Source organism: Pedobacter sp. SYP-B3415 (assembly GCF_004138205.1).
In the GTDB taxonomy this organism is placed as follows: Bacteria; Bacteroidota; Bacteroidia; order Sphingobacteriales; family Sphingobacteriaceae; genus Pedobacter.
Genome location: NZ_RXNQ01000002.1, coordinates 138,582 through 164,325 on the forward strand (window position 1 = coordinate 138,582; position 25,744 = coordinate 164,325).

Here is a 25,744-nt window from a genome sequence, read left to right on the forward strand (position 1 = left end):
CGGCGGCTAAAGTATCATTATCGGCGTGTGGATGATCTGGCAGCTGGCTAAAGGAAGTCGATTTGTGTATCGACATTCAATAACAGCCCCAGGTTTATTCGGACCGGATAAGGCGACAAATGTGCGAAGATTGTACGGCGGAATTATCAACTGCCGGCCTGGTGCTGCCTGAGCCGTTCTTTTACTTCCAGCGAAATCAGCTCAGTTGCGCGGATAAGTTCGTCGGGCTCGTTGCTGTTGTTTTCCACGATTTTATGACAATGCTCACGGTAGGGCAGCAGAAATTCACGATAGGATGGCATTACGTGATTTTCCCACTTGTATCGCACGTCGTCTTCCGGATAGCCGCGTTCCATACCGTCACGTTTAATCCGCCGGTTTAAAGCAACCGTTTCAGTTGCTTCCACAAAAATACGCATGTCCAGCAGCGCATCAATCGCCTGAAAATGTAAGATGAACAAACCTTCAACGATCAGGATGGGGGCAGGCTTGATTTCCAGAATTTTAACCACGGCAAGCGGATTGTTGAAGCTGTATTCCTTTTTGTAGACGGCTTCGCCGCTTATCAACCTGCGAATGTCTCCCAGAAACTGGGCATCGTCTATTGTAGAAGGCAAATCAAAATTATACAGCTTATTCTCTTCCTGGGTCATTTCGCCTGCAGGAATATAATAGTCATCCTGAGACACAAGCGTCACTTCATCCTGCGCAAAGTGATGCAGAAAAGAATTTAGAAAAAAAGTTTTACCGGAACCGCTTCCCCCCGCGATACCAATGATAAAAGGTTTATTGTTCATTTTCCTGAAGACCGTATGAGAGGTTGCAGAAGAAACGTTTATCGAGCGCACCCAAAGAATCGGCTACGGCTTTGGTCATGACAATTATAACGTCTTTTGTCGTTTCGTTTTCCGTAAATTTTCCAACAACCTTTGCAAACGTAGTGCGGTGAGTCATCGGGTTTGTCACTTTGATCACAGTACCGATCGGAGCGGTGCGGTGAAGTACGAGCATTTTGCTGGCGTCGAGATCAGGATCGCTGATTGACACGGCCGTTCCTTTCTCCTCAACCTGGTTAAGCCCGTACCGGCTTGCGGGATAGCGCAAGGAAGGATCTTTGAGTGTATCGCCGTTACCTTGGGCATCTTCCGGCTGTTGAACAGGTTTAGGCGGATATTCCCCTTTAATCAATAATTTCTGGCCAGTGGTGAGCGCGTTGTTTCCCAGGTTATTTTTTCTTTTGATCTCATCCATTGACACACCATACCTGACCGAAATAGAGTAGATGGTTTCGTTCGATGCCACAGTGTGTTCTACAAACGCCGGCGAGCCGGACTTTCCTGAAGCATCGACATTATAGGTTTTACCTGGCGGCGTATTCTGCACAGGTGTATTTCCCGAAGGCTGGCCGCCTTGCGGAAGTAAAACCGGTTTTTCCTGAGCCGCGGGAGGTGCCTGACCAACACGGGCATTCGCAGGAATGGTATTTCCGCTCTGAACGTTTTCTGAGGCGCTGTTCTCGGTGCCCGCGTTCCGCGTAGCCTGAATTTTTAAAACCTGTCCGATACTGAGGTTAATTGTTCGCAGGTTGTTCAGACGCTTGATTTCATTTACTGTGGTACCATATCTTTCAGCAAGAAGGTTCAGATTTTCCTTGCGCTGCACAACGTGTTCGATAATAGCAGGCCCGGCAGATACCGGCGTTTCAGGCTGAACCTGTGCCGTGCTCGTCTGCTGTTTTGCCGATGTTACCGACTCAGGCTGGTATTGCGGGTTTGTTGGCTGCGCAGACGTGAAGTTAATCTGGGTAGGTACCTTGATGATCACGCCGATGCTCAGAAACTTGTTTTTGTTAAAACTCATGATGTCTTTCGGCGCCACATTATACCGCCGGCCGATCGAGTAATAGGTGTCTTTTGCATCAACCCTGTGCACAACGACCCTTTTGCCATTGTTGTTTTCCACGCTGATGGAATCAGGGGCGACGGCCGCGTTGGCCCGGGCTGCAAAAAGCAGCGGGACGGCAATCGTAATTAAAAATTTATACATCTATGATCCTATAAAACTATGAAAACGAGGGTACAATATTACGAATATTATCGAACACCTCGTGATTACTAACGACATCTTAACATTGGTATTGTGAGCCCTAAGACAATAATGGAAGAGCGGAAAACATTTGCCTGTACAAATTGTTTTGAAGCTGTAAACATTCAAATACAATGGACGCAAAAGAAATCAGCTTAGACGAAAAAGAAGTCAGACCTATCGTAGATATGTTGAACGATTATCTGGCGAATTATCATATTCATTATCAGAAGCTTAGAGGTTGTCACTGGAATATTAAGGGACAAAACTTTTTTACGCTTCATGTGAAGTTCGAAGAATTGTATACGGAAGCGCAAACCACCATTGATGAGATTGCTGAGCGTGTGCTTACCCTGGGTAAACCACCCCACAGCCGTTTTGCTGACTACATTCAGGCCTCTGTAATTAAAGAAGCTGATACGATCGGGATGAAAGATCTTGATATGGTTGATGAAGTTCTGGCCGATATGGCTAAACTCATAGAGCTTGAGAGAGAGCTCTTAGATGCAACTGAACAGGCGGGCGATGACGGCACCAATGACATGGTTAACCGCTTTATGCAGTTTAAGGAAAAAACTACCTGGATGCTCCGCTCATTCGCAGGAAAGAAATAGGTTATAAGGGTTACAGTATGCCGCCGCAGGGTCAGTACAAACTGAGCTGCGGCGGTTTTGTTTATTCGTTTCGGCCTTGCCGGATGGATGTTTATCTTTGCTGAATGGGCTATAAAAGTTTGCGTGACTGTATCGCTGATCTTGAAAAACACGGACATTTGATCCGTATCAAAGAAGAAGTTGATCCCTACCTCGAGATGGCGGCCATTCACATGCGTGTTTTCGATGCCGGGGGGCCGGCATTGTTTTTTGAGAATGTGAAGGGAAGTGCATTCCCTGCAGTATCAAACTTATTTGGAACACTGGAGCGGTCAGCATTCATGTTTCGTGATAGCATGAACGCTGTTAAACAGCTGGTTTCACTCCGGTCTGATCCGGTCAAAGCCCTCAAAAATCCGCTTAAATATGCGGGCAGTGCAGCGAATGCGGTCTCAGCCTTGCCGCTCAGGATGCGCTTTTCACGTACACCATTTCGGGAAACAACGGTTTCAGCTCTTCCTCAGATTGTAAACTGGCCTATGGATGGCGGACCTTTCGTAACAATGCCACAAGTTTACACCGAAGATCCAGATCAGCGCGGTATCATGCATGCGAACCTGGGCATGTACCGCATTCAACTTGCGGGTAACAGTTATATACAAGACCGGGAAATTGGCCTGCACTACCAGATTCACCGGGGCATAGGTGTTCACCAGAGTAAAGCTAACGCAAAAGGACAGCCTCTAAAGGTGAGCATATTTGTGGGCGGCCCGCCGTCTCATCCGCTTGCCGCTGTTATGCCGCTGCCTGAAGGGCTGTCTGAGATGACATTTGCCGGGGCACTGGGCAACAGGCGATTCAGGTATTTCTATGATAAAGAAGGCTTTTGCCTGTCGGCGGATGCAGACTTCGTCATCACCGGAACGGTTTATCCTGGCGATACGAAACCTGAAGGACCATTTGGAGACCATCTTGGTTATTACAGCCTGGTACATCCTTTTCCACTGATGAAAGTGCATAAAGTGTATCACCGGAAAGACGCCGTTTGGTCCTTTACCGTGGTTGGCAGGCCGCCGCAGGAAGATACTGCTTTTGGTGCCCTGATCCACCAGATTACAGGTGCAGCGATGCCGAAAGAAATTAATGGCCTCAAGGAGGTACATGCAGTCGACGCCGCTGGTGTGCATCCGCTGCTGTTTGCAATTGGCAGCGAGCGTTATACACCCTACCTGGATGAAAGAAAGCCTCAGGAAATCCTGACGATTTCGAATCATATCTTAGGTAAGAATCAGCTCAGTTTGGCTAAATATCTGTTTATTGCTGCCCGTGAAGACGATGAAACGCTGTCAACACATCATATTGAACAATTCTTATCTCACGTTTTTGAGCGTCTTGACCTCTCGCGCGATCTGCACTTCCACACCAACACAACGATAGACACCTTAGATTATACAGGCACAGGACTTAACAGCGGTTCAAAACTGGTACTGGCTGCCGCCGGAAGACCTAAGCGCCAACTCGCAACAGAGGTCCCGGCAGGTTTGACCGGCGCAATGGCCAACGTAAAGCTTGCCTTGCCAGGTGTACTGGCGGTTCAGGCCCCGGCTTATTCGGGTTCGGAAACTACCGAAGATTATGTAAATGCACTTGATCGCGATTTTCCGGAACGTTTACGGGATGGGGTCGTACTGCTCGTGCTTTGTGATGATGCTGATTTTACAGCAGCAAATACGGCTAACTTTGTCTGGATCACATTTACCCGAAGCAACCCGGCAGCTGATGTGCATGGCATCGGTGCCGTTACGCGGAATAAACACTGGGGGTGCACCGGTCCGCTCATTATCGATGCGCGCAGGAAACCGCATCACGCGCCGGAACTGATCAAAGATCCTAAGATCGAGGCAAGGGTTGATAACCTTGGCGCAAAAGGCAAATCCTTATACGGAATTATTTAAAAGATAATTTAGCTCATTGCCGTGGGATCGTAGTTTGAAAGTTTGTGACATTGCATACGAAAAAAGGCTGTCCGGAATTTTCGGACAGCCTTTTTTGCTTATTTTCATTATGCTTATCGTCAGAAACGCAGGCCAACGGTCAGAAACACGTTGTTTTTGCCTGTCTTCACATCAGCGACCGGCTCCGAACCATCTGACAGCGCGTAGGCGGTGAAACTATTACGGAAATCATTGTATTGGTACGCGAGGTCGATCGAATAGTTTTTTACCCGGTAACCCAGGCCACCGCTATATGTTTTGGTATCGAAGGTACCATTATCATCACCCTGGAACGGACTTCCACTTACACCATAACCGGCGCGCAGACTGATCAGATCAATTTTATACTCTGCACCAAAACGGTAGTTTACAGCTTCTTTATAGAGGTTTTTAACGCCAGTGTTGTTTCGCGCTATTGTTCCCGGTTCTGCATTGTTATTCGTATTAAAAACCATGCTGGCATAGTCGACATAATCAATGTCTGCACTGATCAATGCGGTACCTGCAATAATATAACTGGCGCCCAATGATCCTTTTAACGGAGTACGAAGGTTATAGGTAAACGGGAACTCATCCGGTGTATTGGTATAGTTCCTGCTGAACCCCTGTTTTGTTAGCCGGTTATCAACTGTCTCAGAAAAGATATCCTCTACAGTAAACCATGTTGGTGTCTGCAAAGTTGCGCCGATACGGAAATCGCTGGTAGGGCGGAAGATCATACCGATCCGGGCATTGATACCCGAACCTTTAGACTCCTGTGAGGTACGGTAGCTCAAATCATAGTTGTGTATGCTCGGATTGCTTACCGTTGTAGTTTCATTCGGATCTACGTTTACGGTTCCTGTTTCCATATAGTTCAGCGTACGCATGTACCTGGTATTGACCAGGCCAAGACTGCCGCCGATATAAAACTGATTTGAAAAATTCAGGGCAACATTGAAGTTCAACTCAGAAACCGAGCCCGTTCTGGTGTCATTGATCCGGTTTGAATTGGCCGGAGATGTACCAATGTTATACGCGCCGCCGCCATAATTGATCAGAAAGCTATCATAGGCAATAGCCGGAAGCCCCGCGAAATTATTGCTTGTGGGGATGTTTCCATTTTCGTTTGCCAGTTCGGCAAAGAAATTCCGCACAGATGGTCCTGAGCTGCTGGTGCCGGCGTAATCATAAAACGCACTGAAATCGTTATTCCTGTTGTAGTTGATGCCCAACACGACACTCAGCAGGCCCTTGTCGGTGTTTTCGCCGGTGTTTCTCGTGGTAGGGTTATACCAGGCAACGCCCAGCTGGCTCAGGTTTAACATACCCTTGTTCGACTTTGAGCTTTGCCCGAGATACTGTGCCGAGGCGCCGGTCTGATTGAATTCCGGCGTGAAGGCAAATTCAGAGCGGGTAAATAAACCCATGCCTGCCGGGTTACCGCCCATCGAACTGATATCACCGCCCAGGCCGATCTGTGCGCCGCCAAGGCCCCGTATCCGCGCCGAGGCGCCGTAGTTTGTTTGAGAGAAACGCAATGCATCGCCCTCATATTGTGCATATGCAGAGCTTGCAGCAGCTACTGTAATTGCTGCAAGCATCATAGAAAACTTCTTCATTCGTGTGTTGTTGTGCGTTTAGATTAGCCTCTGCCTCTGGTCGGGCGGCTACCGCCGCCACCGCCGCCCCCTGATGATCCGCTGCCACCGGAATTTGACGGTGGGGGAGTATAGGTAGGTCTGGACTCAGTCCGCGTAGGCGGAGTATATGTCGGACGGCTGTTTTCGCTGTTTCCGCGCGTCGGCCTGCTGTAATCAGTATTCCCGCGTGATGCAGGCGCATTGCCATTTCCGCTTGAACGATCGGGGCGGTACATTTCCGATCTCGAACGACCCGATACCCTGTTGCCATTGGCATCTGTTACCACAGTTCTGGACCGCGGACTCAAACCGCTGTAGGCACCGGCCTCCCCACGGTTCGGGCGGGCGTATTCGCTGCCACGCGAAGGACGCGGACGGTAATCAGGCACGTTCGTTGTACGACCGGTGTACCAGCCGCCGGTTCCGCCCCAGTAGCCACCGCCACCCCAGCCAATACCGCCGCCCCAATAGTTGCCGTAACCCCAGTAGTTATTCATGCCCCAGTAAGGTGACCAATAATTGTTCATGCCCCAGTAAGGTGACCATGCGCTACCCCAGCCCCAGCTGTTCAGGCCCCATCCGCCGTAAGGCGAATTCCAGTAATTGCCATAAAAAGGTCCGCCGAAACCGAAACCTAAAGAGAAATTGTTGCCATAATAGCCATAGTAGGGGTCATAATAGGTGCGCCAGGGGCTTCCGTAGTAAAAACGGTTTATTCTTGATGAGTAATCCATGTCATAGTATGGATCGCTTGTTCCGTAGTACTCATCGTCATAATAACTCTGGTTACCACGCGCGGTTTGCGGAACTGCCTTACGTTCAACAACCCGTGCCTGGGCGTTGGAGTTATACACATCGTCGCTGGCTGTGGTGCTCGCCAGTCGCGAGGTTGAGCAGGATGCCATGAACAAGGCCACGGCGGCTGCTAACGGTAAAAGTCTGTGTACAGGTCTCATATTATTTGGTGTTGTGTGTTGAAATTTTTTTGTAGGTATAAATTTATAAATTTGCAGCCATAGATACTAATAAAATAGCTGCAATTTACGTTCCATTAACATTATGAGCAAAGAAATAACAAGCCGTGTAACAGATTACTCACAGTGGTATAACGATATCGTTGTCAAGGCCGATCTCGCAGAACATTCTGCCGTTCGGGGCTGTATGGTGATCAAACCCCATGGCTATGCCATCTGGGAAAAAATGCAATCGATTTTAGACCGGATGTTCAAAGATACCGGGCACAGCAATGCCTATTTTCCGCTCTTTATTCCCAAATCATACTTTTCAAAAGAGGCCAGTCACGTTGACGGTTTTGCTACAGAATGTGCGGTAGTGACGCACTACCGGCTTAAGAACGATGGGAACGGGAATATCATTGTAGATGAGAACGCTAAACTGGAAGAAGAACTGATTGTCAGACCGACCTCCGAAACGATCATTTGGAATACCTACAAAGGCTGGATAGAGTCTTACCGTGACCTGCCAATCCTGGTTAACCAGTGGGCAAATGTTGTGCGCTGGGAAATGCGTACACGCTTGTTTCTGCGTACCGCCGAATTTTTATGGCAGGAAGGCCACACGGCGCATGCAACGAAAGAAGAAGCAATCGAGGAAAGCGAACGCATGCTGCATGTCTATGCCGACTTTGTTGAGAACTGGATGGCCGTTCCTGTCGTCAGAGGCCGGAAATCGGCGAATGAGCGCTTTGCGGGAGCACTCGAAACCTATTGCATTGAGGCACTCATGCAGGATGGAAAAGCGCTTCAGGCGGGCACGTCCCACTTTCTGGGTCAAAATTTCGCAAAGGCATTTGATGTGAAATTTACCGGCCGCGATGGTAAGCTTGAACACGTTTGGGCTACATCCTGGGGTGTTTCCACCCGGTTAATCGGTGCGCTGATCATGGCGCACAGCGATGATTCAGGTTTAGTTATCCCGCCAAAACTTGCACCGATTCAGGTAGTTATCGTGCCTATATATAAAGGAACAGAAGAACTGGAAGTGATCAGTAGTTTTGTTACCGAGCTGATCGTAAAGCTCAAGGCTAAAGGAATAGCGGTTAAATATGATGACCGGGATACACAGAGACCCGGCTTCAAATTTGCCGAGTACGAAATGAAAGGTGTTCCTGTTCGCATCGCCATCGGCAAGCGGGATATGGAAAATGGTACGGTCGAGGTAGCCCGCCGTGATACTAAAACAAAATTAACCGTCATGCAGGATGGCCTGGAGATTTACCTGCAGCAACTGCTCGAGGAGATTCAGCAGAATTTGTTCGACCGGGCGCTTAATTTCCGCGATTCGCACATTACAAAAGCAGATTCTTATGAGCAGTTCAAAACCCTGCTTGACGAGAAGGGCGGTTTTATATCAGCACACTGGGACGGAACACCTGAGACTGAGCAGCGCATTAAAGAAGAAACAAAAGCTACGATCCGCTGTATTCCTTTAGATAATCCGCAGGAAGACGGCGTTTGTATTCTGACAGGAAAACCATCTGTACAAAGGGTCTTGTTTGCACGCGCTTATTAAGAAATATTAGCTCATACCCGTAGCAACCACGCATGAATACCGCAGACACTTACCAGCAGATCCTGACTGAACTGAAAAACCGCGCGTCAGTAAAACAATCCACTTACCGGAGCACGAAGGCTGTCTTTGATGACCTGAAGTCGGTGCTTTCCCGTATCGGTGCAGAACTGCAGCGCGATTACCATGCAAAAGATCCTTCTGTTGAATTGTCTTACAGGGAAAATAACCAGTTCGAAGCGCAGCTTAAATTTTCAGGTGATATGCTCGTTGCCTCTATGCACAGCAATATTTTCCAGTTTCCGGCCGAGCACCGCATCAGGCAGTCGCCGGCTGTGGCGCTTGACCCTACACTGGCTTACTGCGGAGTCATTTATATTCATAATTTCCTGGCAGATTCAATCAAATATAACAGGCTGGCTGACGTCGGTTATCTTGTAGCCAGGATCTTCGTTAACCGGAACAAACAATTTCTTGTGGAAGGTGAGGGGCAGCTCGGATTTTTATGGACTGATTTTTCAACACAGCTTGCAGACTGGGATAAACTTAACGACATTGCCCAGCAGGCTATTCTGCAATGTATCCAGTCTGACCTTATTGCGCAGCCATTTGCTGCTGAGAAGGCCCTGACTCTTGATCAGAAACAATCGATGATCGCAAACAGCGGTTATCCGACAGGTAAACATATCGGCTACCGTTTCGCGGCGGAGCTCGAGAAAGAAAATAATCCATCATGAAATTTGCAACAAAAGCCATACACGCGGGGCAGGAGCCAGATCCCAGCACGGGAGCGGTCATGACACCCATCTATCAGACGTCTACATACTGGCAGCGGTCGCCGGGCGACAATCAGGGATATGAATATTCCCGCGGTACGAACCCGACCAGAAAAGCGCTGGAGGACTGTCTCGCGGCCCTTGAGAACGGGAAATACGGGCTGGCATTTTCAAGCGGCATGGGTGCAACCGATGCGGTGATGAAACTGCTTAACCCCGGCGATGAGGTCATTACCGGCAACGACCTTTATGGGGGGTCTTACCGGATATTTACAAAGATATTCAGTAAGTACGGGATTAAATTTCATTTTCTGGACCTGAGCAAACCTGACCAGATTGTTCCGTATATCAACGAAAAAACAAAGCTGATCTGGATCGAAACACCGACAAACCCGACGATGCAGATCATTGATATCGAGGCGGTAGCGAAGGTAGCCAGGAAACATGATCTGCTGCTAACGGTAGATAACACATTTGCATCACCATACCTGCAGAACCCGATCGACCTGGGCGCTGACATTGTGATGCATTCGGTAACCAAATACATTGGCGGCCACTCTGATGTTGTGATGGGCGCGCTGATTACCAACAACGAGCAGTTATACAAAGACCTGTGGTTTATATACAACGCATGCGGCGCCACGCCAGGGCCACAGGATGCATTCCTCGTTCTTCGCGGCATAAAGACACTCCATCTGCGCATGCGGGCGCATTGCGAAAATGGTGAGCAGGTTGCGAGGTATCTCAGAAACCATCCCCGGGTAGACAAAATATTCTGGCCGGGCTTTGAAGATCATCCGGGTTATGAAGTAGCAAAAAAACAAATGCGCGGTTTTGGCGGCATGATCTCGATCACGCTTAAGGATGCCGACCTGCAGGAAACGTTCCGTATTGCGTCGAACTTCAAGGTTTTTACCCTTGCCGAGTCGCTTGGAGGTGTGGAATCGCTCATTAATCATCCGGTTAGTATGACGCATGGGTCTATTCCAAAAGCTGAACGCGATAAGGCAGGTGTAACTGATAACCTGTTGCGGTTAAGCGTTGGTGTGGAAGACATTGAAGACCTGCTGGCCGATCTGGCGCAGGCTTTGGCATAGATGCGACGATGAGAGATGGCCTGAAAGATTTCCTTGAAGCCAAAGCAGATTTTTATAACCGGCGGGACTTCATTGAACCGGATCCGGTTAGTATCCCGCATTTATTCAGTAAAAAACAGGATATTGAAATTGCCGGCTTTTTCGCGGCAGTTCTTGCCTGGGGCCAGAGAAAAACGATTCTGAATAAATGCCATGAGCTAATGGCGCGTATGGACCATGCGCCTTTCGATTTTATAAAGGGACATACCGATACAGACCTGAAGCAACTGCTTGGTTTTAAACACCGCACCTTCAATGATACCGATCTGCTCTATTTCGTAGCTTTTTTCAGGCATCATTACGAAATGCATGATAGCCTGGAGGCAGCATTTATACCCAAACGCGGAGAATTTAATGCGGATTATCTGGCTATCGAAGCCACAGTTAGCGAAGATATCGACAGGTTGAGTTCGCTGGTGTGTATGCAGGCTGAACTTAGTTTTGATCTGAAAGACGCACTCAACAATTTCAGACAGGTTTTTTTCTCGCTGCCGGACTTCCCGGAACGTACCAAAAAACATATCTCTTCACCAAACCAGAATTCGACCTGCAAGCGCCTTTGTATGTTTCTGCGCTGGATGGTCCGTTCAGATGACCGTGGTGTAGACTTTGGTATATGGAAGACTTTACTGCCCGCACAACTCATTTGTCCCTGCGATGTGCACGTTGACCGCGTGGCGCGTAGCCTGGGGCTGATTCAACGCAAACAAACCGACTGGATCACCGCCGTTGAGCTGACAGAACAGTTAAGAAAGTTTGATCCGCTTGACCCGGTTAAATACGACTTCGCGCTTTTCGGGCTTGGGGTCGAACGAGCCTTGCTTCCGGAGTAATAATGAGCTAAATTTGATGACCGTGGAAACACCGCAAATACAATTACAAGCTGAAATTGAACGTTTTGGTTCTCAGGAAGGTGAAAAATCCGGCTGGAGTTATGTTTTCATTCCTTCGGCGCTTGCTGAAAAATTGAAACCCGGTCACAGGCAGAGTTTTCGTGTGAAAGGGCTGATTGACCAGGTTGTTGTAAACGGCATGTCGCTCGTACCCATGTGCGGCGGCGATTTTATTCTTGCCATCAACGGTTCACTCAGGAAAAAGCTGAGAAAAGAAGCCGGCAATACCATAACATTGTTGCTAGAGGAAGACAAAGATTTTAAGATTGAGCTTCCCGAAGACCTGGAGATGTGCCTGCTCGATGAGCCGGGTGCATTTGAAAGTTTTATGGCGCAGCCAAAATCGCACAGAAATTATTTTATTAACTGGATCAATCAGGCAAAGACGCTGCCGACAAGAGAAAAGCGCCTGGTAATGACGGTCGATGCGATGCAGCAGGGACTTGATTTTGGCGGCATGATACGTGCCGGACAGGCACGAAGAAAAGAGTCAGGTCGTTAATCTACCCTGCCTCTGCAGCTACCTCGGGGCGACCCGCCCTGGGCTGGCCTTTTCTACGATAACTCCTGAACCAGCTGTTTATTTTCATTTGAATTACACCGAAAAACGCTTCTCTGAAAATCCTGGTGCTCATTTTCGACACGCCTTCAGTACGATCAGTAAAGATGATCGGCACCTCCACAACCTTGAAACCGAACTTAATTGCAGTAAATTTCATTTCGATCTGGAAGGCATACCCGACAAAACGGATCCTGTCAAGGTCAATGGTCTCGAGAACCTCGCGTCTGAAACATTTGAAGCCAGCGGTAGCATCCTGAATTGTAATACGTGTAATAAAACGTACGTACATTGATGCGAAATAAGACATCAGAACGCGTCCCATTGGCCAGTTCACGACGTTTACACCTTTTACATAACGCGAACCAACGGCTACGTCAGCATCGCCGCCGGTGGGCAGACAGGCCTGGCGAAGCCTGGGCAGATCTTCGGGGTTATGCGAAAAGTCGGCATCCATCTCGAAAATATAGGCGTAACCATGGTTAAGCGCCCATTTAAAGCCGTGTATGTATGCAGTGCCCAGACCGAGTTTGCCCTTTCGCTCTTCGATAAAAAGATGACCGGCATACTGTATCTGGAGCGCCTTAACAATATCGGCCGTTCCATCGGGCGAACCGTCGTCTATAATCAGCACATGAAAAGGTTCTGCAAGCGAAAAGACTTTATGAATGATCTTCTCAATATTTTCCTTCTCATTATATGTTGGAATGATGACGAGGCTGTCTGACACGGTACTGTTTTGCAATTTTGCTGGTCTGAATTAATCTGCGGTAAAACTACGTATAAAAATATAAAACCCGCAGAACAGGAGCTGTCCGGCGGGTTAAAATCTGTTAAATGCAATTAGTCTTTTGCAGCCATCAGCTTCTGAAGCCATTTTGTCATCAGGAACAGGATGCCCGATGCAACGCCCGCCATCACGACGAAGAGCATAAAAAATTCATGCAGATTGCTCATCTCGTAACCGAGAAACGATGTCGTTTTTCCCGCTTCGGGGTACAGGGAACTCAGTTTGCCCGCGAGTACGTTGGCAATAGCATTGGCCGTAAACCAAACGGCCATAAGCAGGGAAGCGAATTTAAAAGGAGCCAGTTTGTTGACAAGTGAGAGTCCGATTGGAGACAGACAAAGTTCGCCCCAGGTATGGAAGGCATACATACCGATCAGCCAGATCATGCTGACTTTAATGCCGGGACCCACATCTTTCACACCGGTGGCAATCCAGAAATAACCCAAAGCAAGGAAGAGGAGGCCTAAGGCCATTTTAGTTGGTGCTGAGGGCTCACGTTTACCCAGTTTCATCCAGATAATGGCGAATACAAAAGAAAAGATTACTACAAATGTAGAATTGAGCGACTGGAACCAGCTGGCGGGAACTGTGAAAAAGCCAAGGTTACGCTGGGTCTGCTCCTCGGCAAAAAAGGTAAGTGACGCGCCGGCCTGCTCAAATGCACTCCAGAAGAAGATCACGAAGAAGGAAACGATGAAGATAACGAGAACTTTCTTTTTCTCTGCGCCGCTTAGTTTTGGATCAAGAAAGATCATTGCCGCTATGATGATGATGGCCGCAAGCATGAGGTAACTCAAAAAGCTGAACTTTTCAGCGTCAATATACAGCAGGCCAACACATACAGCCGAATAGCCCAACAGGCCGAGGTAGACCAGGGCCGGATGCGGCCGTCTGCCTTTTTCAAGACCGCGCTCAGGTGCAACGCCCAGTGGCAAACCCTGCGGGTCGCGGACATGTTTGTCGCGGAAAATAAGGAAAACAACAACCGCCAGCAACATGGCTATGGCGCCGGCAAGAAAGGCCCATTTAAAATCTGCCGGATCGCCGGTATCGCCTACCAAACCGCAGATAAATGGCCCGAAAGCACCCCCAATGTTAATACCCATATAAAATATGGTGTAAGCAGCATCTTTACGCCGGTCGCCTTCAGGATATAACTGGCCGACCATGATTGAAATATTCGGCTTGAAAAAACCGTTTCCGGAGATCATAAATCCAAGTCCCGAGAAGAAGAGAAATGTGCTCAGATCGGGAGCCGACTGGTAAACAGATGCACAGGCAAAGAGGATTAACTCACCAAGAGCCATCAGCAAACCGCCGGTTACGATTGATTTGCGGTTTCCCCAATACCGGTCTGCAACAAAGCCGCCAATAAGCGGGGTGAGATAAACCAGTCCTGTGTAACTGCCGTAGAGGTTAGAAGAGAAAACCTTGTCGAGCAGCAGGGCCTTGGTCATAAAAAGGATGAGGACAGCACGCATGCCGTAATAATTGAAGCGCTCCCACATTTCGGTCGCAAACAGCACGTACAGCCCTTTCGGGTGACCCTTCGGCGTGCTGTCGAGCTTTTCAGGCTTCAAAATCTCTGATTGATCCATGAATTTGTATGTAGTTAATAATTAGTGTCTATGTGTGTTTTTGAATGATTGACCGCAGCCATTTGATCATCAGGAAGATTACGGAACCTGCCAGCATGCAGGCAACGAAGTTAACCCAGAAAAAGTTGGCCTTGTCATTATAACTGTCCCACAGGGAAGCGAGCACCCCACTTAGTTTATTGCCGATGGAGGTCGCCAGGAACCAGCCGCCCATCAGCAGAGACGTTAGCCTTGGGGGAGCGACTTTGGATACCAGCGAGAGGCCAATGGGTGACAGGAATAACTCGCCGATCGTAATGACGCCATATGAAGCGATCAGCCACCATGCGGATGACTTAGTTACGGTAATATCGGTTGTATAAATGGCCATAGCCATGATCGACGTCGACAGCCCGGTAATAAGCAAACCCCAGCCTATTTTGGCCGGTGTAGAGGGTTCTGCTTTTCTCCTCCGGAGGAAGGAAAAAAATGAGATGACAAGGGGTGTAAGGATGATAATGAAGAAGGGATTTATGGACTGGAAGATCTCCGTAGATACAAGCTGGATCTTTCCTGAATCTTCCGGCCATTTTTCGCGTGGGAGGTTCTGGAAATAGGGGTGTGGTGATACGGTCATGAGCTTTTCGCCGTCAGCGCTCTTTAGCTGTCTGAAGTACGGATCGTGGGCGGGGAAGGAATCCGGCCGGGCCGACAGCTCCTGTACCATGCCAAAGGGACGAACTACATCGGCTGCCGCCGGACTGATCTGTCTGTCGGTATAGGTCTCGGCAAAGTTTGTAAGTGCGGATGAGTTCTGTTTAAAAACAGCCCAGAAAACAATGACCACGGCAAAAATAGATAACAAGGCGGCAATCCTTGATTTGTCTTCCTGGTTCGATTTAATCAAAAGGTGAACATAGAAACCGATCACGGGGATGCAGGCGATAATAAAAGCGTCGGTCGAGTCTGACCCAAATATACTGCCCGGAATAAACCAGCCGAGTGCCCCGGCGGCAAGCATAGGTAAAATAACCAGCCAGACAACCTTTTTTACCGGCATATCTTCAGGGTTTGCCGGTTTCATGACGTCAGCGTGCCTGATATGGCGGTCGCCGGCCATAAACCAGATGGTGCCGATCAGCATGCCGATGCCGGCGGCGCCAAACGCATAACCCCAGCCATAAGCATTGCGCATGTAGGCTGCCACGAAGTTGCAGATAAACGCACCAACGTTAATGCTCATGTAAAAGATGTTATAACCATTGTCTTTCAGGCTCCGGTTGGCCGGCGAATCATACAAATTGCCAAGTAGGGTTGAAATGTTCGGTTTAAAAAAGCCATTACCTAATACAAGGAAAAGCACCGCCGGCCAGAACGCTTCAGTACGCGGAACGGCCAGCAGAAAATAGCCGGCTGCCATCATAAAGCCCCCCAGGATGACAGACTTCCGGTAGCCCAGAACCTTGTCGGCTATGAGGCCGCCTATAAAAGGGGTTAGGTAAACCAAACCAAGGTAGGTACCAACGATGTCGGATGCCTCGCGGTTATCAAAACCGAAACCGCCTTTGGGATCCTTCAGATACAGGAGTAAGATGCCAAGCATCAGGTAATAGCCGAAGCGTTCCCACATTTCGGTAAAAAACAAAACAGAAAGCCCCCTCGGGTGGCGGGGCTTGACAACTTCAGACATTGTGTGTTTGGATATATGATTGCTCAATCGGCGCAAGATAGAAACTGCAGGTCAAAACGCCAAACGTCTGCCTGCAGTTGCGCTGCCACAATTAATTTATAATGCTTCCAGAACCACTGCGCTTGCACCGCCGCCTCCGTTACATATGCCTGCAACACCAATTTTACCATTGGCCTGGCGCAGCGTATGCACGAGTGTAACAAGAATTCGAGCGCCCGAAGCGCCAAGCGGATGGCCCAGCGAGACGGCGCCGCCGCGAATGTTCACTTTTGATCCGTCTAATCCGAGCGCCTGGTTGTTGGCAAGCGAAACGACTGAAAACGCTTCATTGATTTCAAAGAGGTCAACCTGGTCAATAGTGATGCCGGCAGCATCAAGCGCGCGGGGAATAGCTTTTGCCGGAGCGGTTGTAAACCATTCCGGGGCCTGCTGGGCGTCGGCGTACCCTTTTATTTTCGCCAGGGGTTTGAGTCCCAGCTGCCCTGCCTTTTCAGCGCTCATAAGCACCAACGCAGCCGCGCCGTCGTTCAGCGTAGAAGCGTTCGCGGCTGTTACTGTACCATCCTTCTTAAATACAGGTTTCAGGCCGGGAATTTTTTCAAATTTAACCGCAGCCGGTTCTTCGTCAGTACTAATTACGCTTTCACCTTTGCGGTCACTGACGGTAACCGGAACGATCTCTTCGTTGAACAGGCCGTTCTCCTGAGCATGCTGAGCGCGTTTATATGATTCGATTGCAAATGCATCCTGATCCTCCCGGCTGATGCTGCACTCGCTTGCACAAAGCTCGGCAGCCGAGCCCATGTGGTAGTCGTTATAGACGTCCCAGAGACCGTCTTTAATTAAACCATCTGTGAGCTGCCCGTGGCCCAGCCGGTAGCCATTTCTTGCTTTGTCCAGGTAAAATGGTACGTTACTCATGCTTTCCATGCCACCGGCGATAATCACTTCCTGCTGACCAAGCGCAATACTCTGCGCAGCCAGCATCACGGCCTTCATGCCCGAAGCACAAACTTTATTTATAGTGGTAGCAGGCAGATCATGCAGGCCGGCAAATTTTGCGGCCTGTGTTGCCGGTGCCTGACCCAGGTTGGCAGACAATACATTGCCCATGTAGACTTCACCGATTTCTGCCGGATCAATGCCGGCTTTTTCAATGGCGGCTTTGATTACAATCCCGCCAAGCTGGCTGGCTGACAAAGAAGACAGGCTACCTCCGAAACTACCTATGGGCGTTCGCAGGGCTGCAACGATTACGACATCTTTCATTCTGTTGTTTTTTATGAATCTGGTTAGTGCTGCTAAGATAGGGCTTTCGCCGGAATGCACAAGGAGGGGCCGGTAAACAGCCTTTTAGTCAGGTTTATCGCCCCCCCGTCTCTTTCGCCGGTTTTTGATGGCCTGGCTAAGCAGATACTCGATCTGACCGTTGGTGCTGCGAAATTCTTCCGCAGCCCACTGTTCAAGTTCCTGCATCATGGCCGGACTTACCCGCAGCACAAACGCTTTTTTCTCTTTATCGGGCATCGGTACGTTGTTTATCCGGAAATGCAAAAATTTCCGGATGATTATTATTCAGCTGTTCAATAAATAATTCCAGTTCAAGCGGGCGCACGCTTCCAAACAGTAGTTTCCTGCCATTTTTAAGTTCAAGTTGCAGGCCCCGGTCATGGCCCTCGAAAATAAAAGCTTTGTCTTTCATTTTAAACCAGAGGCGGTACCTGACACCCCAGCCGCCATACTCGCCAAGCGCATCAAAAGAACGCACCCAGGCCCGGCTTATGGCTGACCAGGGCAGTGTTCTTTTTTGCCAGAACAAAAGCCTGGAGCGGTAATGAATGCCTGAAGCACTTAGCGAAAATTCGAACCGGAAAGAGCGCATGAACAGGAGCAAGAGCCAGGGTAAGAATAATACAAGCACCGGCAGGAAGGCATCAGCTTCGAGCCGGCTCCAGCTTAGAGGCTCCGGTCCGAAAAATAAGATACTTCCGGTAATGATAGTTTCAAAGATCAAAAACAGCGGCAGCCACCAGAGTGCCAACCGCTGTGTTTCTGTATACTCGCGCATTATTAAGGATATAGTGTGCCAGCATTTACAACCGGCGATACATTTCTTTCACCGCAAAGCACGACCAACAGGTTGCTGACCATCGCAGCTTTCCTTTCTTCGTCGAGCTCAACAATTCCTTTTTCAGACAAACGCGCCAGCGCCATTTCAACCATGCCCACAGCACCTTCAACAATTTGTTTACGTGCGGCAACAACCGCTGTTGCCTGCTGCCGCTGCAGCATAGCGCCGGCAATTTCGGGTGCGTAAGCCAGGTGTGAAAGACGGGCTTCCAGCACATCGATTCCTGCGCGTTCCAGCCGTTCTGCCAGCTCGCTCTCCAGCAAAGCACTTACCTTTTCTGCACCGTCTTTTAAGGTGATTGTGGCTTCCTCGTCCTCAAAATTATCATAAGGGAAAAGGTTGGCAAGATGTCTGACGGCCGCTTCGCTCTGAATGGCCACATACTGCATATAATTTTCGACCGCAAATGTAGCTTTGGCAGTGTCTTTTACCTGCCACACAACAACAGCGGCGATCTCGATCGGATTGCCGAGCTTGTCGTTTACCTTGATCTGCTGACCGTTTAAATTGTTTGCCCGCATGGATACGCGCTTTTTTACGGTGAAGGGATTCACGCAGAAAAAGCCATCGCTTTTTACCGTGCCGACATATTTACCAAAAAGTGTTAACACTTGGCTTCATTCGGGTCGATGATGATCAGCCCGGGCAGCACCAAAATCAGATCGGCCAGCAGCACCAGGGAGCCTGTTACCCAGAACTTGCCTATGAGCGCAAAGATGCCGGCCGCCAGGCCGATTAAAAATAGAAATAGAATGAGATAGCCTGAGGGTGGAGTGATAATTTTTTCCTGATACATTTTGATATTGTTTTGATATCATAAATATAAGTGGATCCACACCACAATTGCAAGTCCGGCGGCCAAAACTTATTATTAAAATTTATGTTTATTTTTGAGCGTACTTAATACGATCCACATTTTGGCCAAGATCAAAAGAAATTCCCACAGGCTTTTGTACCGTAAATACTCATCGAACATCAAATATATCATGATGGTTGTGTCGGTACTTGTCATCACGCTATACCTTCCGAAGCAGCCTCGTTTCAGGTATGAGTTTGAGAAAGGCAAAAGCTGGATGAACCGGGACCTGGTGGCACCATTCAGTTTTGCGATCCTGAAGACGCCGGGACAGATCCTGGCCGACCGCAATGATGCATTGAAAAACGTGCTTCCTGTTTATCAGCTTAACAAGCAGCTTGAAGGAATTGAAACCGAGAGTTTCTCGGGCGAATTTGATGTAAAGTGGGGCACTGCCGCACCGGGTGAGCGGGAGCGTGAAGTAATCAAAGCGCGCGCGCTTGCTTTGTTGGCTGTTATTTACAAAAAAGGTGTGGTGGGTGTAAATAATACACACCTGGCTGGAAAAAGCAGCTACGATTTTTCGCTGCTGACCGATAATGTTTCGAAACGGACGAGTACGCAGGACGTTTTTACAACCGAATCTGCGGTAAATTATTTCAGAACAAACTTTAAATCGACCAGTGTAAAGGTAAACCAGATGGTGACTGAACTGGCTGAAGACCACATCAGGCCGAACATTTCGTTTGATGAGCGGCTTACCGCAGTGGTGCAGCAAAATACGGTTGAGAACATTTCCTCTACGCGGGGAATGGTGCAAAAGGGAGAGCTGATCGTATCCCGCAATGCGGTTATAGATGATGAAATTTATCAAAAGCTTGAATCGTTCAGGACCACCTATGATGCGCAGACCAAAAGCATAGGCAGCAGCACGCAGGTTTACCTGGGGCAGGTCCTGCTGGTAGGTTTTACCATCGCTTTGCTGATGATCTTCCTTGCCATGTTCAGGAAGGACATATTTGCTGACAACCGGCAGCTATCGCTCATTCTCATCGTGGTTACAGGGATGCTGCTGGCACTGACCTGGGCAATCAAGATGAATTTACCGAGTTTGTATTACATTCCGTTCTGTATCGTACCGATTATTATCAGGATCTTGTTTGATACCCGGTTGGCGCTTTACCTGCATTTGCTGGTAATCCTGGTGGCCGGTTTTTTTGTTGGTAATGCGTTTGAGTTTGTCTTTTACCAGGTAACGGCCGGTATGGTGGCCATTTACAGCATAAAAAACTTCATCAAGCGGGCAAGATTTTTGCTGTCTGCGTTTTATATTCTGCTTGCTTACCTGATATCGTTTCTGGGTATTGCGCTGTTGCGCGAAGGCTCGTTTTCGGAGATCGAGTGGCTGAATTTTGCGCCTTTTGTATTCAGTGTATTGTTATCGCTGCTGGCCTATCCGCTTATCTATGCTTTTGAGCGGGTATTTGGTATTACGTCTGATGTGGCGCTGATCGAGCTAACAAATACAAATAACAAGCTGCTGCGCGATCTGGCGTTCAAGGCGCCGGGAACTTTTCAGCATTCGCTGCAGGTAGCAAACCTGGCCGAGGCGGCGATCTTTAAGATCGGGGGCAATGCGCTGCTGGTGCGGGCGGGGGCCCTGTATCATGATATTGGTAAGATGGAGAATCCCCAGTATTTTATAGAGAACCAGAATACGGCGCAGAGTCCGCACGACAAGCTGCCATATGAGCAGAGTGCGCAGATCATCATTCAGCATGTGCATAAAGGGATTGAGATTACAAGGAAACACCAGCTTCCCGAAGCGGTGATCGACTTTATACGCACGCATCACGGCAACACGCGGGTGGATTATTTTTACCAGTCATTTTTAAAAAATTCGCCTGAAAAGTTCGTTGATGAGAATACCTTCCGTTACCCTGGACCGATTCCCTTTTCGAAAGAAACCGGTGTGCTGATGCTTGCCGATTCGGTCGAGGCGGCCTCCCGAAGTCTGAAAAATCCGGACATGGAGAGCATCAATGATCTGGTTGAGCGGATTATAAATTACAAACTCGAGCAGGATCAGCTTGATAATTGCGATCTGACGTTAAAAGATATCGAGACTATTAAGCTGATATTCAAGACAATGTTAATGAGCATTTATCACGTGCGGATAGATTATCAACAACATGCATAATTTTTTTTTGCAGAATACACTGAATTACTATATTTGCAGACCTTAAAACAGCGGCAGGAGTGCTGCAAAGAGGATTGGTGAGGTGCCTGAGAGGCCGAAAGGAACAGTTTGCTAAACTGTCGTACGGGCAACCGTACCGCGGGTTCGAATCCCGCCCTCACCGCTGACTCAGGTCAGCTCGGGGTGTAGCGTAGCCCGGTATCGCGCCACATTTGGGATGTGGAGGTCGTAGGTTCGAATCCTGCCACCCCGACACACGAAACAGAAGCCTCCGCGTAGCGGGGGCTTTGCTGTTTCCGCCCCGACCGAAGCCGCAGGCTTCGGGGAGGGAAGGAACAGCAAAGCCCCAGAAAACCCCCCGGGTTTTCGGCTTCTGTTTCGTATGTCGTCACCCCCCTCACGGGATCGCGCGAGGAACGAGCGCAATCCTGCCCGAAGATTTGATTGGTTATTTGCCCGAAGCCGCAGGCTTCAGGGAGGGAGGGAACAGCAAAGCCCCAGAAAACCCCCGGGTTTTCGGCTTCTGTTTCGTGCGTCGTTACCCCCCTTCAAGGATCGCGCGAGGAACGAGCGCAATCCTGCCGGAAGATTTGATGTGTTATTTACGATGTAGCTGCAAGGCTCTCATTACCGATTTTTCGGCTTCTGTTTCGTGCGTCATCACCCCCCCCCGTCACAGGATCGCGCGAGGAACGAGCGCAATCCAGCCCGAAGATTTGATTCTTCATTTGCCCGAGCCGCAGGCTTCAGGGAACGGGAACTGATAGATGTGCCGGGGTTAGCTTGTACCGTGTGCTTTGATATTTGTTATAGCGAGAGGAATGGGGGTAAATCTGCCAGCCATTTGATTTGTTCGTCGAACGGACCCACCCAACCTAAAGGTAAAAAGACTGAGCCGGGCTGTATCTTAATTTTTGACGACTTTAAGGCATTAATCGCACGCCCTTCCAACTCACATAAGTCATAAATCACCGATCTCATGAGTGAAAATGGCTAGAATTTGAAACCCGAAAATCATCAATATTAAAACCACAGGACGTAAAGGTAGATCAATTACTATTCAAGCACTCTTTTATAACAGGAACCAGCTTCGCCTGAAACTCTTTGTGTACGGCCTCTTCGGTTATTTTGCCGCCCAGGGAATAGTATCTGATTTTGCCGTATTTGTCAATTACAATAGTCGTTGGATAGCCGAATACATGGAAGGTCTTTCCCGAAAGCGCTGTTTCCGGATCTGCGATCGTTTGAAATAAAAACTTCGTCGATTGCAGATGTGTTTTGAGCGCCTCCTCATTTTCGCGGGCGATAGATACAAAGAGCACATCTTCGTTTTGAAACCGCTCAACCAATGCGTTTAAGGCAGGTATCTCCACGCGACAAGGCGCACAGGCAATAAACCAGAAATTCAGCACAACGACCTTTCCCTGCAGCTTCGACAAATCGATCTGTTTGCCTGCAATAGTTTTCGCACTGAATACCGGAGCTGCAACACCATCCATAGCCCCCGGCTTTTCTATATCATACTTTTTTGCCCCGGTAAATTTCGCCAGGGCCTGCTCATATTCATTGGTCTGAGATTTTGCTGTCATCGGTTTTGCCAGCAATAATAGTGTGATCGACAACAGGCTGATCCATATGCAGACCGGCTTAGATTTTAATATCACCAGCTTTGTCAACACGGTGCTGGCTATGTCAAGTGCTGAAAGTCTGAGGGTGCAAGTTAATTTCATTGATTACCAGAAGTTTCTTATTGCATCAAAGTTGCATAAAATATTTCGTTCTGAAAAGCTGCAGATGTGATTTTTGTTTAGGAACCGCCCACCTCACGCTTCGCATCCCTGGCCTGTTGACAAACTGCTCTTCGCAGCGGGGTAGGGCCTATAGGCATGTAGGCGAGCCACCAGTCGACTCTAAGGCTCTTTCCATTTTATCCCTGCGACAAAACTCAATGATCGAACTCCGGATTAAAAAAAAATGCAACGTTGTTGCGTATGAACGTTAATTGTTGCAACTTTGCTGCAATAAAGATCTGATGAGGCTTGAAAGAATAAAGCAGTTGAGGCACACGGGCACAGGCTGGTTGCTGCTGGCGATATTTTGCCAGCTGCCGTTTGGCCAGCTGCTGCACGAGCATAAAAGAACTCATCAAACTCATACCGTATCAACCATAGCGGATTCTGCACCAGATTGTATTTTTTGTGATCTTTTAAAACAGCAGCAGGATTGGCTGTTTACTCAGCGCCATGTGCTCTTGTGCCTTAAAGCGGGTGTGATTTGTCTGATATTCCTGTCTGGCGATTCCTTCCTGCGCTTTTCGGCGATCCGGCGCCTCAGGGACCGGGCCCCGCCAACGTTACTGCCGGTTAGACGCTGGTTATGGAATTTGGAAGGGGCAGGGTTGCATTCCGCCGTTAGGCTTTAACTTTTAACGTGGCGCTGAGCGCTTGCCTTGTATGGGTGGCCTGGCGGCTGCAGTGTCTATGGCTGTTTCTGGAAATGATCAGTCTGCAATGGCTGCAATTCACGCGAAGCCGGAAGTCAAACTGCCATTTCCTCACCGAAGTCCGGTGTCTGAAGCGCTTAAAACGTTGGCGTCTTCGCTCAGCTATCAACCTGCCTGAAATCAAACCTTCAATTTAATTAAACTACATCCCTCACCTATAAATCACTATCTGATACATGAAATCGATAAAATCTACAATTTTATTTCTGCTATTTCTGTCGACATTTACAGCTTGTAAAAAAGATGCCGAAGAACAAATACAACCCGAAACGCCCCGGCCAAAAATGGATAACCTGGAACTCGGACTGGGCAATGCAGGCATTGGCGTGACCGGAGAAGACTTTCATTTTGAAGCAGACCTGGTTGCTGTTGAAAAACTCGATAAGGTCGAGGTGAAAATGATCCAGAGACCCGGAGAAACGTATAGCAAAAGCTGGACCCACGAAATCATCTGGACGCAGTACAAGGGTTTGAAGAATACCAATGTCCACAAGCATTTTAAAATCCCCGCCGAGGCTGCGGAAGGAAAATATGATCTGGTCGTTGCTGTTTATGACGAGAACGGATCAAAACTCGAAGTGAAGCGGGACTTTGAGATATTTAGTCGCGCAAATCTTCCGGTCAGGCCGATGTTTACCGGCATTTACGTACACCGGAACTGGACACCCTTTTACGATTCACATGCTGATAAAGACGTATACCCGTCCCAGCGTCTTAAAATGGGAGACACCCTGCAAACTCAGGTTAACGTATCCTTTGTAAAAGGTGATGGCAAATTATACGCGCTCCTGATCAAAAAATCTGCAAACTACAATCCGAAAACAATTGAAGAGGTGGATCTGAGCAAGGCGATCGTTTATGATGTTTTCGAACACAAAAACGAGCCAGCTGTTTATGATTTTTCCAATTCAGTTTTCGATTTCAACACATTTATGCCCGTCCGCCTCATCCCGGATCTGATCATTGGCGCTGCGCGCGATAACAACACCGGCGGAGGTAATCCGATCAATGGAACTAAATCCTGGCAAGCCGGCGATTACAACCTCGTGATCATCTACAAGAACATGACCGCCAATAAGACCATTTACAGATCAATTCCATTTGGTATAGAATAGACGAAGTCTCATCAGAACCAGCAAATCCAAAAATGACAGTCACAACAAACAGACAAACGATGAAAATCAAATTATTTACAATTATACTCGCCGCTTTTACCTTACTGGCCGGAAGCTGTAAAAAAGATGAACAAAATATTCCGGACGAACCAGAGCCCTTTGTAATTACCGACCATTTTGTTGCAGGAACGCTTACACAAAAGAGCGGCACCAGGTACACGAGTGTTTTTTTTATCCGGTTGCTTGAAGACAACAAAGCGTTGTTTATCAATTCGTCTGCTACAAATCTGACCGGAACATATACCCTTAGCGAAACAGAGCTGACTTTTGAAGTAACGGGTGGAAACGCGCGGATCGCCAGGTTTACCCTCGATAAGGATAAAAAGATAACTTCGGCGTATTACAAAGCCCTGAATACCGAATATGACGCAACAGGAGAGATGCTTCCGGTTGGCGAAACCAATCAACTTGCCGGCAAGTCGTTCAGGGGTGAAGAGTTCAAAATGGGCGGTGTGAGCAATAAACCTGTCATGATCTATAGTTTCAATAATGGCGCAACAAATAGTTATGGTTCAGGTTTTGACACAAACGGCATCGACAATACGCTTAATACTTACACACTGATTGGCGGCGCCGGCTTCAAGTACGTGAGTGGTAACAATGTAGAATTAGGTTTTGTCTCCGGCAAACGGCTTACCGTTTTCCGGTCGGCCGGTTTGTATTATTATGGCAAGTACGACCAGCTATAATTAACC

Annotated in this window: 23 protein-coding genes and 2 tRNA genes; 12 read left to right on the top strand and 13 right to left on the bottom strand. The window is 48.4% G+C overall.

Features of this window, described 5'->3' with window-relative positions; translation table 11 throughout:
* Window positions 1-146 precede the first annotated feature (146 nt).
* Window positions 147-797, bottom strand: a complete 651-nt coding sequence (locus tag EJV45_RS01600; RefSeq protein ID WP_129713902.1) for a uridine kinase — start codon at window positions 795-797, stop codon at window positions 147-149.
* Window positions 787-2,046, bottom strand: coding sequence for a LysM peptidoglycan-binding domain-containing protein (locus EJV45_RS01605; RefSeq protein ID WP_129713903.1), 1,260 nt, complete (start codon window positions 2,044-2,046; stop codon window positions 787-789). Before EJV45_RS01605 ends, EJV45_RS01600 begins: the two co-directional genes overlap by 11 nt.
* Before the next feature lie 173 nt (window positions 2,047-2,219).
* Here EJV45_RS01605 and EJV45_RS01610 point away from each other — a divergent pair, with 173 nt between their 5' ends.
* Entirely contained in the window at window positions 2,220-2,699 is a 480-nt protein-coding gene (locus EJV45_RS01610; RefSeq protein WP_129713904.1) for a Dps family protein, read from the top strand.
* 104 nt (window positions 2,700-2,803) lie between these two features.
* Complete coding sequence (locus EJV45_RS01615) at window positions 2,804-4,633, top strand: UbiD family decarboxylase (RefSeq protein WP_129713905.1); 1,830 nt, start codon at window positions 2,804-2,806, stop codon at window positions 4,631-4,633.
* A gap of 119 nt (window positions 4,634-4,752) precedes the next feature.
* Here EJV45_RS01615 and EJV45_RS01620 read toward each other — a convergent pair whose 3' ends face one another.
* Both EJV45_RS01620 and EJV45_RS01625 read right to left on the bottom strand, forming a co-directional pair.
* Window positions 4,753-6,273, bottom strand: coding sequence for an OmpP1/FadL family transporter (locus tag EJV45_RS01620; protein WP_129713906.1), 1,521 nt, complete (start codon window positions 6,271-6,273; stop codon window positions 4,753-4,755).
* A gap of 23 nt (window positions 6,274-6,296) precedes the next feature.
* Entirely contained in the window at window positions 6,297-7,250 is a 954-nt protein-coding gene (locus EJV45_RS01625) for a hypothetical protein (protein WP_129713907.1), read from the bottom strand.
* A 103-nt stretch (window positions 7,251-7,353) separates the two neighbouring features.
* Between EJV45_RS01625 and proS the strand changes: the two genes are divergently transcribed.
* Genes proS through EJV45_RS01650 form a run of 5 tightly spaced genes read left to right on the top strand, consistent with a single transcriptional unit; the run spans window position 7,354 to window position 12,130 of the window.
* On the top strand, window positions 7,354-8,826 hold the full coding sequence (gene proS / locus EJV45_RS01630; RefSeq protein ID WP_129713908.1) for a proline--tRNA ligase: 1,473 nt from the start codon (window positions 7,354-7,356) through the stop codon (window positions 8,824-8,826).
* 32 nt (window positions 8,827-8,858) lie between these two features.
* Window positions 8,859-9,560 carry a hypothetical protein gene (locus EJV45_RS01635; protein WP_129713909.1) on the top strand — a complete coding sequence of 234 codons (702 nt, stop codon included), beginning with the start codon at window positions 8,859-8,861 and terminating at the stop codon, window positions 9,558-9,560.
* Window positions 9,557-10,696, top strand: a complete 1,140-nt coding sequence (locus EJV45_RS01640; protein ID WP_129713910.1) for a cystathionine gamma-synthase — start codon at window positions 9,557-9,559, stop codon at window positions 10,694-10,696. The genes EJV45_RS01635 and EJV45_RS01640 overlap by 4 nt, the downstream gene beginning before the upstream one ends.
* A gap of 8 nt (window positions 10,697-10,704) precedes the next feature.
* Complete coding sequence (locus tag EJV45_RS01645; protein WP_129713911.1) at window positions 10,705-11,568, top strand: TIGR02757 family protein; 864 nt, start codon at window positions 10,705-10,707, stop codon at window positions 11,566-11,568.
* Between the two features lie 22 nt (window positions 11,569-11,590).
* Window positions 11,591-12,130: a YdeI/OmpD-associated family protein gene (locus EJV45_RS01650; RefSeq protein ID WP_240755158.1), complete on the top strand. Its 540-nt coding sequence runs from the start codon at window positions 11,591-11,593 to the stop codon at window positions 12,128-12,130.
* Between the two features lies 1 nt (window position 12,131).
* Here EJV45_RS01650 and EJV45_RS01655 read toward each other — a convergent pair whose 3' ends face one another.
* From EJV45_RS01655 to EJV45_RS19585, 8 genes are all read right to left on the bottom strand, one after another.
* The gene (locus EJV45_RS01655) at window positions 12,132-12,917 is read right to left on the bottom strand and encodes a polyprenol monophosphomannose synthase (protein WP_129713938.1); all 786 of its coding nucleotides are present in this window, start codon (window positions 12,915-12,917) and stop codon (window positions 12,132-12,134) included.
* A gap of 113 nt (window positions 12,918-13,030) precedes the next feature.
* Complete coding sequence (locus tag EJV45_RS01660; protein WP_129713913.1) at window positions 13,031-14,575, bottom strand: peptide MFS transporter; 1,545 nt, start codon at window positions 14,573-14,575, stop codon at window positions 13,031-13,033.
* Between the two features lie 28 nt (window positions 14,576-14,603).
* Window positions 14,604-16,244, bottom strand: a complete 1,641-nt coding sequence (locus EJV45_RS01665; RefSeq protein ID WP_129713914.1) for a peptide MFS transporter — start codon at window positions 16,242-16,244, stop codon at window positions 14,604-14,606.
* A 96-nt stretch (window positions 16,245-16,340) separates the two neighbouring features.
* Complete coding sequence (locus tag EJV45_RS01670; RefSeq protein ID WP_129713915.1) at window positions 16,341-17,513, bottom strand: acetyl-CoA C-acyltransferase; 1,173 nt, start codon at window positions 17,511-17,513, stop codon at window positions 16,341-16,343.
* An 84-nt stretch (window positions 17,514-17,597) separates the two neighbouring features.
* Window positions 17,598-17,771 (bottom strand): Arc family DNA binding domain-containing protein, encoded by a 174-nt coding sequence (locus tag EJV45_RS01675; RefSeq protein WP_129713916.1) that lies wholly within the window; start codon window positions 17,769-17,771, stop codon window positions 17,598-17,600.
* The gene (locus EJV45_RS01680; protein ID WP_129713917.1) at window positions 17,761-18,312 is read right to left on the bottom strand and encodes a hypothetical protein; all 552 of its coding nucleotides are present in this window, start codon (window positions 18,310-18,312) and stop codon (window positions 17,761-17,763) included. The genes EJV45_RS01675 and EJV45_RS01680 overlap by 11 nt, the downstream gene beginning before the upstream one ends.
* 2 nt (window positions 18,313-18,314) lie before the next feature.
* Complete coding sequence (locus EJV45_RS01685; RefSeq protein WP_240755159.1) at window positions 18,315-18,986, bottom strand: SPFH domain-containing protein; 672 nt, start codon at window positions 18,984-18,986, stop codon at window positions 18,315-18,317.
* Window positions 18,980-19,171 carry a hypothetical protein gene (locus EJV45_RS19585; protein ID WP_240755160.1) on the bottom strand — a complete coding sequence of 64 codons (192 nt, stop codon included), beginning with the start codon at window positions 19,169-19,171 and terminating at the stop codon, window positions 18,980-18,982. The genes EJV45_RS01685 and EJV45_RS19585 overlap by 7 nt, the downstream gene beginning before the upstream one ends.
* Before the next feature lie 193 nt (window positions 19,172-19,364).
* Between EJV45_RS19585 and EJV45_RS01690 the strand changes: the two genes are divergently transcribed.
* From EJV45_RS01690 to EJV45_RS01700, 3 genes are all read left to right on the top strand, one after another.
* On the top strand, window positions 19,365-21,371 hold the full coding sequence (locus EJV45_RS01690) for an HD family phosphohydrolase (protein ID WP_129713939.1): 2,007 nt from the start codon (window positions 19,365-19,367) through the stop codon (window positions 21,369-21,371).
* A gap of 76 nt (window positions 21,372-21,447) precedes the next feature.
* Window positions 21,448-21,534: transfer RNA gene (locus EJV45_RS01695), tRNA-Ser, on the top strand.
* 16 nt (window positions 21,535-21,550) lie between these two features.
* Window positions 21,551-21,624, top strand: a tRNA-Pro gene (locus EJV45_RS01700).
* Between the two features lie 796 nt (window positions 21,625-22,420).
* Here EJV45_RS01700 and EJV45_RS01705 read toward each other — a convergent pair.
* Complete coding sequence (locus EJV45_RS01705; RefSeq protein ID WP_165304954.1) at window positions 22,421-22,960, bottom strand: TlpA disulfide reductase family protein; 540 nt, start codon at window positions 22,958-22,960, stop codon at window positions 22,421-22,423.
* A gap of 1,090 nt (window positions 22,961-24,050) precedes the next feature.
* Here EJV45_RS01705 and EJV45_RS01710 point away from each other — a divergent pair.
* Both EJV45_RS01710 and EJV45_RS01715 read left to right on the top strand, forming a co-directional pair.
* Window positions 24,051-24,989, top strand: coding sequence for a DUF4625 domain-containing protein (locus tag EJV45_RS01710; RefSeq protein WP_129713919.1), 939 nt, complete (start codon window positions 24,051-24,053; stop codon window positions 24,987-24,989).
* Window positions 24,990-25,048: 59 nt separating this feature from the next.
* A complete protein-coding gene (locus EJV45_RS01715) occupies window positions 25,049-25,738 on the top strand; it encodes a hypothetical protein (RefSeq protein ID WP_129713920.1) in 690 nt (229 codons plus the stop codon).
* Window positions 25,739-25,744: the final 6 nt, after the last annotated feature.

Excerpts from the sequence above, each read along its gene's own strand:
- EJV45_RS01675 (WP_129713916.1), bottom strand. The coding sequence starts at position 17,771 with ATGCCCGATAAAGAGAAAAAAGCGTTTGTGCTGCGGGTAAGTCCGGCC.
- EJV45_RS01660 (WP_129713913.1), bottom strand. The coding sequence starts at position 14,575 with ATGGATCAATCAGAGATTTTGAAGCCTGAAAAGCTCGACAGCACGCCG.
- EJV45_RS01680 (WP_129713917.1), bottom strand. The coding sequence starts at position 18,312 with ATGCGCGAGTATACAGAAACACAGCGGTTGGCACTCTGGTGGCTGCCG.
- EJV45_RS01610 (WP_129713904.1), top strand. The coding sequence starts at position 2,220 with ATGGACGCAAAAGAAATCAGCTTAGACGAAAAAGAAGTCAGACCTATC.
- EJV45_RS01645 (WP_129713911.1), top strand. The coding sequence starts at position 10,705 with ATGAGAGATGGCCTGAAAGATTTCCTTGAAGCCAAAGCAGATTTTTAT.
- EJV45_RS01615 (WP_129713905.1), top strand. The coding sequence starts at position 2,804 with ATGGGCTATAAAAGTTTGCGTGACTGTATCGCTGATCTTGAAAAACAC.
- EJV45_RS01620 (WP_129713906.1), bottom strand. The coding sequence starts at position 6,273 with ATGAAGAAGTTTTCTATGATGCTTGCAGCAATTACAGTAGCTGCTGCA.
- EJV45_RS19585 (WP_240755160.1), bottom strand. The coding sequence starts at position 19,171 with ATGTATCAGGAAAAAATTATCACTCCACCCTCAGGCTATCTCATTCTA.
- EJV45_RS01670 (WP_129713915.1), bottom strand. The coding sequence starts at position 17,513 with ATGAAAGATGTCGTAATCGTTGCAGCCCTGCGAACGCCCATAGGTAGT.
- EJV45_RS01605 (WP_129713903.1), bottom strand. The coding sequence starts at position 2,046 with ATGTATAAATTTTTAATTACGATTGCCGTCCCGCTGCTTTTTGCAGCC.
- EJV45_RS01690 (WP_129713939.1), top strand. The coding sequence starts at position 19,365 with ATGGTTGTGTCGGTACTTGTCATCACGCTATACCTTCCGAAGCAGCCT.
- EJV45_RS01635 (WP_129713909.1), top strand. The coding sequence starts at position 8,859 with ATGAATACCGCAGACACTTACCAGCAGATCCTGACTGAACTGAAAAAC.
- EJV45_RS01625 (WP_129713907.1), bottom strand. The coding sequence starts at position 7,250 with ATGAGACCTGTACACAGACTTTTACCGTTAGCAGCCGCCGTGGCCTTG.
- EJV45_RS01640 (WP_129713910.1), top strand. The coding sequence starts at position 9,557 with ATGAAATTTGCAACAAAAGCCATACACGCGGGGCAGGAGCCAGATCCC.
- EJV45_RS01710 (WP_129713919.1), top strand. The coding sequence starts at position 24,051 with ATGAAATCGATAAAATCTACAATTTTATTTCTGCTATTTCTGTCGACA.
- EJV45_RS01715 (WP_129713920.1), top strand. The coding sequence starts at position 25,049 with ATGAAAATCAAATTATTTACAATTATACTCGCCGCTTTTACCTTACTG.
- EJV45_RS01705 (WP_165304954.1), bottom strand. The coding sequence starts at position 22,960 with ATGACAGCAAAATCTCAGACCAATGAATATGAGCAGGCCCTGGCGAAA.
- EJV45_RS01665 (WP_129713914.1), bottom strand. The coding sequence starts at position 16,244 with ATGTCTGAAGTTGTCAAGCCCCGCCACCCGAGGGGGCTTTCTGTTTTG.
- EJV45_RS01600 (WP_129713902.1), bottom strand. The coding sequence starts at position 797 with ATGAACAATAAACCTTTTATCATTGGTATCGCGGGGGGAAGCGGTTCC.
- proS (WP_129713908.1), top strand. The coding sequence starts at position 7,354 with ATGAGCAAAGAAATAACAAGCCGTGTAACAGATTACTCACAGTGGTAT.